The sequence below is a fragment of the Sphingomonas radicis genome (genome assembly GCF_051400635.1).
Classification (GTDB): domain Bacteria; phylum Pseudomonadota; class Alphaproteobacteria; order Sphingomonadales; family Sphingomonadaceae; genus Sphingomonas.
Window position 1 is genome coordinate 208,873 of the sequence record NZ_JBLFFG010000005.1, and the last position, 13,565, is coordinate 222,437.

The window sequence follows — 13,565 nt, forward strand, 5'->3', positions numbered from 1 at the left end:
CCGGCGGCGGGGACGCATGGTGGTTACCAGAGGCGGTAGCTCAGGCCGAGCAGATAGCGGACGCCGTAACGCTGATAGTCGATCGTCAGCGCGTCATTGGCGGCATCGTGCGTGCTGAACGGCTCGTCGGTGAGGTTCTGCGCCTGGAGCAGCACCCCCAGCCCCTTGAGCGGTCCGCCCTGGAACTCGTAACCGACCTGCGCATCGACGATCGTCTCGCCACGCGCCAGCCGCTGGATGCGTTCGGTGCCGACGCCGCTGAGTTCGGCAAGGAAACTGGAGCGATAGCGCACGCTTCCGCGGGCCGAGAAACCGTTCTTCTCGAAATAGGCCGTGCCGCTCGCCACCCAGTCCGACAACCCCGGTAGCGGCTGCGCCGGGTTGGCCGGATCGGGGGTGATGCTGCTCTGGGTGTAGGAAGCGCTGCCGAGCAGGCCGAAGCCGTCTAGCGCATTCGCGACATTGGCGAACGAGAAGGCGAACGAAGCTTCCGCGCCATAGAGGCGTCCGCCACTCCCGTTCGCGAAGATGCTCACGATGCCTTCACGCATTGCCGGTTCGGGGCCGCTGGTGACCGGGAAGCCGGTGAAGTCGTACACCAGGCTCTGCGAATAGATGTAGGTTTCGAGATATTTGTAATAGCCGGCCAGCGCGACATAGCTGTCCCGGCCGAAATATTTCTCGATCGAGACGTCGACCGAGTCAGCCAGCCACGGCCGCAGGCGCGGGTTGCCGCCCGTTCCGCTCCACGGCGAGAAGTTGATGTTGGTGTTGCCGGCGCGGGCTGCGTCGTAGCTGAAATTGATCGACGCCCGCATCTGGTCCATCCGCGGCCGCGCCATCTGCCGCGCCGCGCCGAAGCGCACCGTGAAGCCGTCGCCGAGCCGCGCGACGAGGTTCATGCTCGGCAGCAGATGGGTGTAGCTGACTCCATCCGAAACGTCGGTAATCACCGCGACTGGCGACCCGCTGGCCGCGAGCCCGTTGGACCACTGGTCCACCTTCACAACCTGGACGCCCACATTGCCGCTCAGCGAGCCGCCGTTGGCCATCTCATAGTCGATGTCGTAGCGCGCATAGCCGGTGAGCACGTCTTCGCTCACCGTCCAGCCGAAGGCGTAGAGGTTGGCGTCGGTGGCGGGATTGAAGTTGTAGATACCGCTATAGGCGAGTCCGAGCGGATCGTAGCTGACCATCCCCGGGATGCCGAGGAAATCGAGCCCGGTCGGATCGAGCAGCTGGTCGCCCGGGATCGGCACGCTCGTCGCGTGGGCGGGATCCTCGGCGTTCGCCTTGAGCCCCAGATACCAGCGGTTGAGGTCGAGCCCCTTGTCGCGCGTGGTGTAATTGGCACCGAACTCTACGCGGCCTCCGTTCTCGCCGAAATCGCGGGTCACCCGGCCGCGGAAGGCGAGCAGCTCGTCGGTGATCCTCGGGTTATTGAGGAAGCCGTCCTGCCCGCCCGGAGTGTTGTCCCCGCCCCAGCTCTGCGGGCTGGTCAGCAGGATGGTGAGCGGATCGGCATAGTCGAGGGTCGGATCGAACCGATAGGTGCCTTCCTCGGTGGTGCTGAAGCCGAGCGTATCATAGGGCCCGTTCCCCGGTCCGCGCGAAGTGCCCGAATAGGTTTCGAGCACCTTGTCCTCGCGGTCGACGCGCGAGTAGCTGACGTCGCCGTCGAAGGTCCAGCCGCCGGTCTCGTAGTTGATGTTGGCGCCGGCGGAATAGAGGTCGGCTTCGCGCAGATTGGCGTCATTGCGCACCACGCCCTTCACATTGGTCCAGGTGCCCTCGGTGATGACCCCGTCCGTCACGGTCGCTCCGGGCGCGAGGATCGCATTGCCCCAGTAAAGAGGGAACTCGATCCCGCGCAGCGTCTGCTCGTCGCGGAACTTGGAATAATAGCCGTCGAGCGTGATCTTGAGGCCCGGATCGGGGCGGAACTCGAGCGTGCCCATCACGCCGGTGCGCTCGAGCTCGGTCGACTGGACATAGGGCTTGGCGCCGCCGATCACCAGCGCGCCCTGGGCCTGTTCATAGCCGGGGCGCGGCGTGAACGTGTCGTCGCCGGTATCCGGCGTCCCCTGGGTGTTGCGAATGCCATAGGTGTCGTTGTTGGTGTCGAACGCCGGATAGCCCCAGCTGTTGAAGCGCTCGAACTGGGTCGGCGAATCCAGGTGCGCGACACCCAGTGTGACGCCGATCGTGTCGTTCGCGAACTGGTCGACATAGGTCGCGGCGACGCGCCAGCCCTTGTCGCCGGTCCCCGAATTGAGCTTGCCCGGTGAGACGATCTCGCCCCGCACGTTCGCCGAAAGCACGCGCTTGCCGTAATCCAGCGGGCGGATCGTGCGAAGGTTGATCGTGCCCGACAGACCCTGGCCGATCAGCCCGGCGAACGGCGTCTTGTAGACGTCGACCGCGCCCATCAGCTCGGAAGGATATTGATCGAACTCGACACCGCGGTTGTCGCCGGTCGTCACCTGCTCGCGGCCGTTGAGCAGTGTCGCAGCGAAGTCGGGCGAAAGTCCGCGCACCGAGATCACCTGCGCACGCCCATCGAGGCGCTGCGCGGTCAGACCCGGCAGGCGCGCAATCGCCTCGGCGATCGAGTTGTCGGGCAGCTTGCCGATATCCTCGGCCGAAACCGATTCAACGATCTGGTTGGAATTGCGCTTGGTCGCGACCGAGGTGGCGAGCGAGGCCCGGAAACCGGTGATGACGATGTCCTGTTCCTGCGGGGAAACGCCGTCCTGCTGTTCGGCGGCCGGCGCGTCCTGCGCTTGCGCCGGTGCGGCAGCGACGAGCGCAAGCGCTGCGACCAGGGCCGGTCCGCCCACGCCGAGTTTCAGGCGGACGGCGGTGCGGCGACGCGAAATGCTGATCAAGTTCCTTCTCCCTCATTTCGCGCCCTTTCCGCTCTGGTGGCGGTTCGTATCGCTGGCGCGACATTGTTGCGCATCGATGCCCCCGGTGCGCTTGGTCGCCTATTCGTGCGAAACCCCGTCCGCTCGCCAGCGGGCCACATACGTATTCAATGCCGTTAGGCTGCCGGAGTGGCCCATTTGCACCACAAGCGGCGTTGACCGGAGGAGCGATCTGCGCTGTCCTGCATAATATGCGATGCCGCGAAGACAGCGGCACGTACGGGAGGAATGGGGCGCATGCAGCGCAGGCCGACATCTTTCGACATTGCGCATCTGGCGGGGGTCTCGCAGCCCACGGTCTCTCGCGCGCTGCGCGGAATGACCGGCGTCAAACCGGCGACGCGGCTGCGCATCGAATCGATCGCCAAGCAGCTCAACTACCAAGTCGACAAGGCAGCCTCGAACCTGCGGACGCGCCATTCGCAGACGCTCGCGCTGCTCTTCTTCGAGGACCCCACCTCGGACGATTCGCTGATCAACCCCTTCTTCCTGTCGATGCTGGGATCGATCATCCGCACCAGCGCCGAACTGGAGCACGACGTGCTGATCAGCTTCCAGCAGCTCTCGAGCGACTGGCACAGCCAATATGAGGACGCGCATCGTGCCGATGGCATCATCCTGCTCGGCTATGGCGATTATGAGCTGTATCGCACACGGCTTCAGGCGCTGAAGGATGCGGGCACCCATTTCGTCCGCTGGGGATCGGTGCAGGCGGAAGCCGCCGGGCTCACCGTGGGCTGCGACAATCACGGCGGCGCGAAGGAAGCCACGCGGCATCTGCTGCGGCTCGGGCGGCGCAACATCGCCTTCCTCGGCACCGCCTCCAGCCACTATCCCGAGTTCCACGACCGCTACCGGGGGCATATCGCCGCGCTCAAGGAAGCGGGGGTGATCCCCCGACCCGGCCTCCAGTTCGACGCGATCACCACCGAGGATTCGGGCGCCGCCGCCGCCGAGGCACTGATGGCGAGCGGCGAGCGCTTCGATGCAGTCGCGGCTGCGAGCGACCTGATCGCGATCGGCGCGATGCGAGCGCTCCAGGCTGCCGGGCTTCGCGTGCCGGAGGATATCGCGGTGGTCGGTTTCGACGACATCCCCGCCGCCAGCATCGCCAATCCGCCGCTCACCACGGTGATGCAGGACCCGCGGCTCGCCGGGCGCAAGCTCGTGGAGACGCTGATCGGCCGCATCCGCGAGGAGCCGGTGTCCAGCACCCTTCTACCCACCAGGCTCGTCGTCCGCAGGTCCTGCGGGTCCTGACAGTAACTTGGAGCATTTCATGACCGAGAAGCCGCGCCAGTCCTTCGCGGGGCTGTGGAACATCTCGTTCGGGTTCTTCGGCATCCAGATCGGGTTCGCGCTCCAGAACGCGAACATGAGCCGCATCTTCCAGACCTTCGGCGCTAAGATCGACGACCTTTCCTGGCTGTGGATCGCGGCGCCGCTCACCGGGCTGCTGGTCCAGCCGGTGATCGGGCATATGAGCGACCGCACCTGGCTCGGCCGTCTCGGCCGCCGCCGTCCCTATTTCGTCGCGGGCGCACTGCTCGCCGCGCTTTCGCTGTTCGCAATGCCACTCGCCCCCGCGCTGCTCTTTGCCGCGACGCTGTTGTGGGTGCTCGACGCCTCGCTCAACGTCTCGATGGAGCCGTTCCGCGCCTTCGTCGGCGACATGCTGCGGAAAGACCAGCACGCCACGGGTTACGCGGTGCAGACTGCCTTCATCGGCGCAGGCGCAGTCGTAGGCTCGATCTTTCCCTGGGTGCTCGAACACCTGGGCGTCTCCAATGCCGCGGAAGCCGGCGCCATTCCCGACACGGTGCGCTACGCCTTCTGGTTCGGAGGCGCAGCGCTGTTCCTCGCGGTGATGTGGACCGTATTCACGACGCGCGAATACAGCCCCGACGAGATGGCGGCGTTCGATAATATCACCGCCGCCGAGGATGAAGCGGCTCACGCGCTCGCGGCACGCAGCTACCGCTCCAGCATCGCCTGGATCGCCGTGGGCGCGCTGGTGATCCTCGCCGTCCACCCGCTCGCGCTCGAGAAGGAAGTCTATCTGCTCGGGGCGCTGCTTGCCGGCTATGGTGCGGCGAGCGCGGCGGGCATCGCCCTCGCCCGCGCAGGTTCGGGCACCAACATGCTGAGCAGCATCGTCGGCGATTTCTCCGGCATGCCGCTGCTCATGAAGCGTCTTGCGGTCGTCCAGTTCTTCAGCTGGTCGGCGCTGTTCATCATGTGGATCAATACGACGCCGATCGTCGCCCAGCACTTCTACGGCGCTCCCGATGCGGCGAGCCCGGCCTATCAGCGGGGTGCCAACTGGGTCGACGTGCTCTTCGCCACCTACAACGGCGTCGCCGCGCTCGCAGCGCTCACGCTGCTCCCCTTCCTCGCCGCGCGCATCGGCCAGGCGCGGACGCACATCATCGGGCTGCTGTGCGGCGCAGCGGGCTATGCCAGCTTCTTCGTAATGCCCGACGCGCGCTGGCTGCTGCTGAGCGAGATCGGCATAGGAATCGCCTGGGCCTCGATCCTCGCGATGCCCTATGCCATCCTCGCCTCCTCGCTCCCGCAGAGGAAGTTCGGCATTTACATGGGGCTGTTCAACATCTTCGTCGTAGTGCCTCAGCTGCTCGTCGCGACGGTGATGGGGTCGATCATGAAGCGGTTCTTTCCGGGCGAGCCGATCTGGACGATGGCCTTCGCCGCGGGAACGCTGGTGATCGCGGCGCTGGCGATGCGCCGGGTCGAGCGCATCGCTAGCGCTTGACAGCGCCTCCAAAACCGAGGATTTCCGCGGCCTGCGCGGGCGTAGCTCAATGGTAGAGCAGAAGCTTCCCAAGCTTACGACGAGGGTTCGATTCCCTTCGCCCGCTCCATTCTCCCCCTGATCAGCGGAGCAGATTCGATGCGCCACCTTGCGGCAATCCTCGCAGTGGCGCTCGCCGCCGGGTCCGCGCAGGCCCAGACCAATGCGCAGGCCGAGGCGCAGGCGCTCGAGCTGCTCAAGCGCGGCGTCGCTTTCCGCACCGTAGCCGGGACGGGCAACCAGACCCCGGAATATGCCGCCTATCTCAAATCGGCGCTGGTCGCAGGCGGCTTCGCCGACGCAGATGTCCGGATCGAGCGGATCGGCGACACCGCCTATCTGGTTGCGCGCTACCGCGGCACCGGCAAAGCCAAGAGCGGCGCAAAGCCCATTCTCATCTCCGGCCATATGGACGTGGTCGAGGCCAAGCCGGCCGACTGGGAGCGCGATCCTTTCACTCCGGTGGTCGAGAACGGCTATCTGTTCGGCCGCGGCGCGAGCGACAACAAGTTCGACCTCTCTACCTTCGTCGCGTCGGTGATCCAGTTGAAGCGCGAAGGCTTCAAGCCGGCGCGCGACATCCTCCTGCTCTTCTCGGGCGACGAAGAGACGGGGATGAAGACCACTGCCGCGCTTTCCGATCAGTTCCACGATGCCGAGCTGCTGCTCAACATCGACGGCGGCGGCGGCGATCTCGACGAGTCCGGCCGCCCGATGATGTTCGGCGTTCAGGGCGCCGAGAAGACCTATGCCGATTTCGAGCTGAGCGTCACCAATCCTGGCGGCCATTCCAGCGCGCCGCGCAAGGCCAACGCGATCTACCAGCTCGCGGCGGCGCTGGAGAAGGTCGCCGCGCATGAGTTTCCCGGGCAGGTGAACGAGATCACCAAGGCGAGCTGGGCCGCGGCCGCTGCCAAATCCGCTGATCCCAGGCTGGCCGATGCGATGCGCCGCTTCGCCGCCAATCCGGACGATTCGGAGGCGCGCGCGATCCTGCGCGCCGATCCCAATTATATCGGCCAGACCGGCACGACCTGCGTCGCGACGATGGTGAACGCCGGCCATGCGACGAACGCGCTTCCGCAGCGCGCGACCGCCAACGTCAACTGCCGCATCTTCCCGGGCACGCCGATCGAAGCGGTGCGCGCCAAGCTCGCCGAAGTTGTCGGCGATGCTGCGGTCAAGATCACCAAGGTCGAGAGCGGATCGGTGCCGAGCGACGCTTCGCCGCTTCGGCCCGAACTGATGAAGGTCATCACCAGGGCAGTGCACGCGCGCTTCCCGGACGTGCCAGTGGTGCCGGTGATGTCCTCGGGCGCAACCGACTCGATGTGGTTCCGGGGCAAGGGCGTGCCGAGCTATGGCGTGAGCCCGTTGTTCATGAAGGCATCGGACAGCTTCGCGCACGGGCTCAACGAGCGGATCCCGGTGGGCGAGATCGGCCCTGCGATCACCTTCTACAAGGCGATCCTCACCGACCTGGCCAAATAGGCGATGGCCCGCCGCTACGACGCCCTGATCGTCGGCGGCGGCCACAACGGGCTGGTCTGCGCCTTTTACCTGGCAAGGGCAGGCCTCAAGGTACGGGTGCTCGAGCGGCGGCATATCGTCGGGGGCGCGGCAGTGACCGAGGAGTTCCACCCCGGCTTCCGCAACTCGATCGCCAGCTACACCGTCAGCCTGCTCCGCCCCAAGGTGATCGCCGACATGCGGCTCGCCGAGCGCGGCTTCCGCGTGATCGAGCGTCCGATCTCCAACTTCTTTCCCTTCGAGAGTGATTATCTGAAGCTCGGCGGCGGCACCGCGCGGACGCAAGCGGAGTTCGCGCGCTTCTCGGCACGGGATGCCGAGGCGTTTCCGGCCTATGAAGCCGCGCTCGAACGCGTCGCCGAGGTGCTGCGCGGGCTTGCGCTCGAAACCCCTCCCAATGCAGGCGGAGGTCTCCGCAGCCTGCTCGCCGCCGCGGCGCAGGGCCGGCGGCTGGCGCGGCTCGACCTCGGCACTCAGCAGGAAATGCTCGCGCTCTTCGCCCGATCAGCACGCGAGTTCCTCGACGGCTGGTTCGAGAGCGACGCAGTCAAGACCGCCTTCGCCTTCGATGCGGTGGTCGGCAATTATGCCGGGGTGAGCACGCCGGGATCGGCCTATGTGCTGCTCCACCATGTGTTCGGCGAAGTGAACGGCAAGAAGGGCGCGTGGGGCCATGCGGTGGGCGGCATGGGCGCGATCACTCAGGCGATGACGGCGGCGTGCATCGACGCAGGCGTGGAGATCAGCCTGGAAGCGCCGGTCGCGCAGGTGCTGGTCGACGGCGGCAAGGCGACGGGCGTGCGGCTCGAGAGCGGCGAGGAGATCGCCGCGCCGATCGTCGCGGCGAATGTCGGGCCGCTGCTGCTCTATCGGAAGCTGGTCGCCGAAGCCGACCTCGACGCCGGTTTCCGCCGCCGCATAGGCCAGTTCAAGGCGGGATCGGGCACCTTCCGGATGAACGTCGCGCTTTCCGAGCTGCCCGACTTCACCGTGCTGCCGGGCAAGGACGGCGAGCATCACCGCGCCGGGATCGTCATCGCGCCGGGCCTCGACTATATGGACCGCGCGTTCGACGATGCCCGCGCGCTCGGCATGTCGCGCGAGCCGATCGTCGAGATGACGATCCCCTCGACCGTCGACGACAGCCTTGCCCCGCCCGGCGCGCACGTCGCGAGCCTGTTCTGCCAGCAGTTCGCGCCCGAGCTGCCCCCGAATCCCGACGGAAGCCCGCGGAACTGGGACGACGAACGCGAGGCGGCGGCCGACCGGATCATCGACACGGTGACGCGGCACGCACCCAATTTCCGCGCATCGGTGATCGCGCGCCAGATCCACTCGCCGCTCGACCTCGAACGCAAGTTCGGGCTGGTGGACGGCGACATATTCCACGGCCGCATGTCGCTCGACCAGCTCTGGGCAGCGCGCCCGATTCTCGGCTTCGGCGACTATCGCGGGCCGATCCGCGGGCTCTACATGTGCGGATCGGGAACGCACCCGGGCGGTGGCGTGACCGGGGCGCCGGGGCACAATGCGGCGCGCGAGATATTGCGCGACCGTGGATTGATGGGGCGATTGCTCGGGCGCTGACCGCGGCGCCCCGCCGCCGACCGCTCGGAAGTTGACACTCGGTTGACACTCTAACGCCTTTTCGGCCGAAGCGACAGCGACGCGTCACTGAAGCGCCGCCGAAGCGACAGTGACGCTACCGCCACGCGCCACCCACGCGACGCCCTGCGATCGAAGAGGTTTCCGCTGCCTGCCCACGAGCAGAACAAAAGCAGATCAAATCCTATTTTGCCAGCGGATTTGTGGTGTGGCTTTCGCCCTGCTGGCAACCGCAAAAGCCCTCTCCCGCTTGCGGGAGAGGGTTGGGTGAGGGTGCGGCGTAGAAGTGAGCCACAGCGGCTACCACGCACCCTCACCCTTCCGCCGGCTGCGCCGGCTCCCTCCCTCTCCCGCAAGCGGGAGAGGGACAACAGAACGGCGACCAACCACCGTTTGCGAACGCCAATTCGCGAGCAGCGAGAGAGCCTAGATCCCGCCCGCCACCGGCTCCAGCCCGTTCTCGCGCAACCCTGCCGCGAGCGCATCCGAGCATTGCTCGACCAGCGCCGGGTCGGTCGCGCGGACGACGAAGTTTGCGCCAGTGCGTCCTTCGCGGAAAAAGGGGTAGCTGCCGATCGCGACGCCGGGGTGCACGCGCTCGGTTTCGCGGAGCAGCTCGGCGATTTCGCTCTCGGCCGCCCAGGCGCCGATCGTGCGCGAGACCAACGGCTGCCCGCCTTCGAGCGTGCCGGTGAGCGCATCGAGCATGCCCGCGGCGATGTGCGGCACGCCCGCCAGGATAAAGAGATTGCCGACGCGGATACCCGGCGCGCCCGACATGCGATTAGGGATCAGCTCGGCGCCCTCGGGCACGCGCGCCATGCGGAGCCGCGCATCGGTGAGCCCGCCGCGCGTCTCGTAATGGCGTTCGAGCACCGCGCGCGCCTGCGGATGGATCACCACCGGTACGCCGAGCGCCGCGGCAATCGCGTCCACGGTGATGTCGTCATGCGTGGGGCCGATCCCGCCGGTGGTGAAGCAATAGTCGTTGCGCGCCCGCAGCGCGTTCACTGCCTCGACGATCGCCGGCTCGACATCGGGGACGATCCGCACTTCGGCCAGCCTTATCCCCTGGACGTTGAGCCAGCTCGCGATCTGCGCGACGTTCCTGTCCTGGGTGCGTCCCGACAGGATCTCGTCGCCGATTACGACCAGTGCCGCGGTCCAGATGCGCTCGCTCACGCGGCGGCGCTCCGCTGCGCCGCGCGCCGCTCGATCAGCGCGCCGAGCCGGGCCATCCGCTCAGGCGGGAGCAGCTCGGCTGGATTATAGACAGTGTCGAAATGCGGAATCCCTTCGGGCAGCGTCACCCACGGCATCCGGCTGGCGACGAAGATCGCCGCATCGGGCCGCACCGCAGCGGGATCGTCGAGCGTCCCCACACGCACCCCCGCGCCGAGCTCGCCCAGCCGCGGATAGTGGCTCCACAGCGCGATGCCGCAGGTTGCGCATCGCACGATCACATGATCGCCGCCGCTGCCGGTCTTGACGACATGGCGCACCGTCTCACCCGAAAGCTGCGTGATCGCATCGGTTTCGAAGAATGCATTCACGACCGAAGTCGAGCCGGTCTGATGCTGGCACAGCCTGCAATGGCAATTGTTCACGAAGATCGGTTCGCCCTCGATCCGGTAGCGCACCGTCCCGCACGCGCAGCCGCCGTGCAACTGAGTCGCGCCGCTCATTCCGCCAACTCCCCAGGGTCCAGACCCATATGCCCCTCGTCACTTGGACTCGGACGCCCTATATCGCAAGCCATGACCGAATATGTCACCGTCACCGAAGACATGCCGCAGGCGCGCGACGGCGCGATCAAGCTCCACGGACCCGCAGGCTTCGAAGGCATGCGCAAGGCGGGCCGGCTGGCCGCCGAGATTCTCGATGCGCTGGTGCCGCATGTCGTGCCGGGAGTGGCCACCGCGGAGCTCGACGACATCGTTCGCACGATGACGATCGACGGCGGCGGCGTGCCCGCGACGCTGGGCTATCGCGGCTACACGCACAGCTGCTGTATCTCGATCAACCATGTCGTCTGCCACGGCATCCCCTCCGAGCGGACGCTCAAGGACGGCGACATCGTCAACATCGACGTGACGCCAATGCTCGGCGGCTGGCACGGGGACACCAGCCGCATGTATCTGGTCGGCGACGTGCCGATCAAGGCGCGCCGGCTGGTCGACGTCACCTATGAATGCCTGATGCTCGGGCTCGAGCAGGCGAAGCCGGGCAACCATCTGGGCGACATCAGCCACGCGATCCAGCACCATGCCGAGAAGCACCGCTACGGCGTCGTCCGCGATTTCTGCGGGCATGGCCTCGGCCAGGTCTTCCACGACGCGCCCGAGGTGGTCCATGTCGGCCGTCCCGGCACCGGCCCCGAGCTGAGGCCCGGCATGTTCTTCACCGTCGAGCCGATGATCAACATCGGCCGGCCGGACGTGAAGCTGCTCGACGACGGCTGGACCGCCGTGACGCGTGACCGCTCGCTTTCGGCGCAGTTCGAGCATTCGATCGGCATCACCGAGACTGGCTGCGAGATCTTCACCAAAAGCCCCAAGGGCCTCGACCACCCGCCCTATTGAAGCCTGGCCCCCGGCTGCACTTGAATGAGGCAGCGCATCCGCCGTTGCCCATTTGCTAGGCACTTGTGCAGCGCGGCGCGGCATGCGACCGCAGGCAATCCCTGGAGACTCGCTCTGGCACGGTTGTTGCCAGACGCGCGGTAGCGGGGAGTGCCTCTGTCCTGTTGGGGGAAGACGTGAAGAAGATCGAAGCCATCATCAAGCCGTTCAAGCTCGATGAAGTGAAGGAAGCGCTGCACGAAGTGGGCGTGTCCGGCATCACCGTCACCGAAGCCAAGGGATTCGGGCGGCAGAAGGGCCATACCGAGCTCTATCGCGGCGCCGAATATGTCGTCGACTTCCTGCCCAAGGTGAAGCTCGAGGTGGTCGTCGAGGACGGCCTGGCCGACCGCGTGGTGGAGGCGATCGCCGCCGCCGCCCAGACCGGGCGCATCGGCGACGGCAAGATCTTCGTCATCCCCGTCGAGACGGCACTCCGCATCCGCACCGGCGAGCGCAACGAAAACGCTATTTGACGCGCCGCAACATTGTGCAAAGGCTCCCCGCGAGCACGCAATTTTATTGCCCGATTCGTCGGGCGCACGAAAGAGAGCGAAAGGGTTTGAGAAATGGCGAATTCGGCCAGTGACATCCTGAAGATGGTGAAGGACCAGGAGATCGAGTGGATCGACCTGCGCTTCACCGATCCCAAGGGCAAGTGGCAGCACCTCACGATGGTCGCCAGCGTGCTGGGTGAGGACGAACTCACCGACGGCCTGATGTTCGACGGCTCCTCGATCGAGGGCTGGAAGGCGATCAACGAGTCCGACATGATCCTGAAGCCGGACCTCGACGCGGTGTGGGTCGATCCGTTCTCGGCGACTCCGATGCTCATCCTGGTGTGCGATATCGTCGAGCCCTCGACCGGCGAGCTCTACAGCCGCGATCCGCGCTCGACCGCCAAGCGCTCGGAAGCGTACCTCAAGTCGCTCGGCATCGGCGACACGGTTTACGTCGGCCCCGAAGCCGAGTTCTTCATGTTCGACGACGTCCGCTTCGAGAACAGCTACGCGACCAGCTATTACGCGATCGACGACATCGAGCTGCCGGGCAATTCGGGCAAGGAATATGAGGGCGGCAACCTGGGCCACCGCCCGCGCGCCAAGGGCGGCTATTTCCCCGTCGCGCCGGTCGACTCGGCCGTCGACATCCGCGGCGAGATGGTCTCGACGATGCTCGAGATGGGCCTGCCATGCGACAAGCACCACCACGAAGTGGCCGCGGCGCAGCACGAGCTGGGCCTGACCTTCGGCACGCTCGTCCAGACCGCCGACCGCATGCAGATCTACAAGTACGTCGTGCACCAGGTCGCGCATGCCTATGGCAAGACCGCGACCTTCATGCCCAAGCCGATCAAGGAAGATAACGGCAGCGGCATGCACACCCACATGTCGATCTGGGACAAGGGCAACCCGCTGTTCGCCGGAAACGGCTATGCCGGGCTCAGCGACATGTGCCTCTATTTCATCGGCGGCGTGATCAAGCACGCCAAGGCGCTCAACGCCTTCACCAACCCGACCACCAACAGCTACAAGCGTCTGGTGCCGGGCTATGAGGCGCCGGTGCTGCTGGCCTATTCGTCGCGCAACCGCTCGGCCTCGTGCCGCATCCCCTATGGTGCGGGCACCAAGGCGAAGCGCGTCGAGTTCCGCTTCCCGGATGCGCTGGCGAATCCGTACCTCGCCTATGCTGCGCTGCTGATGGCGGGCCTCGACGGCATCCAGAACAAGATCCATCCGGGCGATCCGATGGACAAGAACCTGTACGACCTGCCCCCCGCCGAGCTGGCCGAGGTGCCGACGGTGTGCGGTTCGCTCCGCGAAGCGCTCGACAGCCTGGAAGCCGACATGGACTTCCTGCTCAAGGGCGACGTCTTCTCGAAGGACCAGATCGAGGCGTATATCGAGATCAAGCGCGGCGACGTCGCACGCTGGGAAATGACGCCGAGCCCGGTCGAGTACGACATGTATTACAGCGCGTAAACCATAGGTTTCGCGCCGGCGAAGGGGCGTTCCGGCATTGCCGGGACGCCCTTTTTTCTTGCAGCCGTCCAGAAAATGGGCGGCATTG

10 protein-coding genes and 1 tRNA gene are annotated in these 13,565 nt (G+C 66.2%); 8 read left to right on the forward strand and 3 right to left on the reverse strand.

Features of this window, described 5'->3' with window-relative positions:
* Positions 1–23 precede the first annotated feature (23 nt).
* Positions 24–2,888 carry a TonB-dependent receptor gene (locus ACMGDH_RS16560; RefSeq protein WP_436829083.1) on the reverse strand — a complete coding sequence of 955 codons (2,865 nt, stop codon included), beginning with the start codon at positions 2,886–2,888 and terminating at the stop codon, positions 24–26.
* A gap of 267 nt (positions 2,889–3,155) precedes the next feature.
* Here ACMGDH_RS16560 and ACMGDH_RS16565 point away from each other — a divergent pair, with 267 nt between their 5' ends.
* The 5 genes from ACMGDH_RS16565 (at position 3,156) to ACMGDH_RS16585 (ending at position 8,856) form a co-directional block, all read left to right on the forward strand.
* Entirely contained in the window at positions 3,156–4,187 is a 1,032-nt protein-coding gene (locus tag ACMGDH_RS16565) for a LacI family DNA-binding transcriptional regulator (protein WP_436829084.1), read from the forward strand.
* A 19-nt stretch (positions 4,188–4,206) separates the two neighbouring features.
* Positions 4,207–5,700 (forward strand): MFS transporter, encoded by a 1,494-nt coding sequence (locus ACMGDH_RS16570; protein ID WP_436829085.1) that lies wholly within the window; start codon positions 4,207–4,209, stop codon positions 5,698–5,700.
* Positions 5,701–5,735: 35 nt separating this feature from the next.
* Positions 5,736–5,809, forward strand: a tRNA-Gly gene (locus ACMGDH_RS16575).
* Positions 5,810–5,838: 29 nt separating this feature from the next.
* Positions 5,839–7,230 carry a M20/M25/M40 family metallo-hydrolase gene (locus ACMGDH_RS16580; protein WP_436829086.1) on the forward strand — a complete coding sequence of 464 codons (1,392 nt, stop codon included), beginning with the start codon at positions 5,839–5,841 and terminating at the stop codon, positions 7,228–7,230.
* A gap of 3 nt (positions 7,231–7,233) precedes the next feature.
* A complete protein-coding gene (locus ACMGDH_RS16585) occupies positions 7,234–8,856 on the forward strand; it encodes a phytoene desaturase family protein (protein WP_436829087.1) in 1,623 nt (540 codons plus the stop codon).
* 444 nt (positions 8,857–9,300) lie between these two features.
* On the opposite strand, the gene ACMGDH_RS16590 is transcribed toward ACMGDH_RS16585, so the two are convergent.
* Together ACMGDH_RS16590 and ACMGDH_RS16595 are read right to left on the reverse strand one after the other, a co-directional pair.
* The gene (locus ACMGDH_RS16590) at positions 9,301–10,056 is read right to left on the reverse strand and encodes a competence/damage-inducible protein A (RefSeq protein WP_436829088.1); all 756 of its coding nucleotides are present in this window, start codon (positions 10,054–10,056) and stop codon (positions 9,301–9,303) included.
* A complete protein-coding gene (locus tag ACMGDH_RS16595; RefSeq protein WP_436829089.1) occupies positions 10,053–10,559 on the reverse strand; it encodes a GFA family protein in 507 nt (168 codons plus the stop codon). The genes ACMGDH_RS16590 and ACMGDH_RS16595 overlap by 4 nt, the downstream gene beginning before the upstream one ends.
* 72 nt (positions 10,560–10,631) lie before the next feature.
* Here ACMGDH_RS16595 and map point away from each other — a divergent pair, with 72 nt between their 5' ends.
* From map to glnA, 3 genes are all read left to right on the forward strand, one after another.
* The gene (gene map, locus ACMGDH_RS16600; RefSeq protein WP_436829090.1) at positions 10,632–11,456 is read left to right on the forward strand and encodes a type I methionyl aminopeptidase; all 825 of its coding nucleotides are present in this window, start codon (positions 10,632–10,634) and stop codon (positions 11,454–11,456) included.
* A gap of 176 nt (positions 11,457–11,632) precedes the next feature.
* Positions 11,633–11,971: a P-II family nitrogen regulator gene (locus ACMGDH_RS16605; RefSeq protein WP_436829091.1), complete on the forward strand. Its 339-nt coding sequence runs from the start codon at positions 11,633–11,635 to the stop codon at positions 11,969–11,971.
* A 93-nt stretch (positions 11,972–12,064) separates the two neighbouring features.
* On the forward strand, positions 12,065–13,477 hold the full coding sequence (gene glnA / locus ACMGDH_RS16610) for a type I glutamate--ammonia ligase (protein WP_436829092.1): 1,413 nt from the start codon (positions 12,065–12,067) through the stop codon (positions 13,475–13,477).
* Positions 13,478–13,565 lie beyond the last annotated feature (88 nt).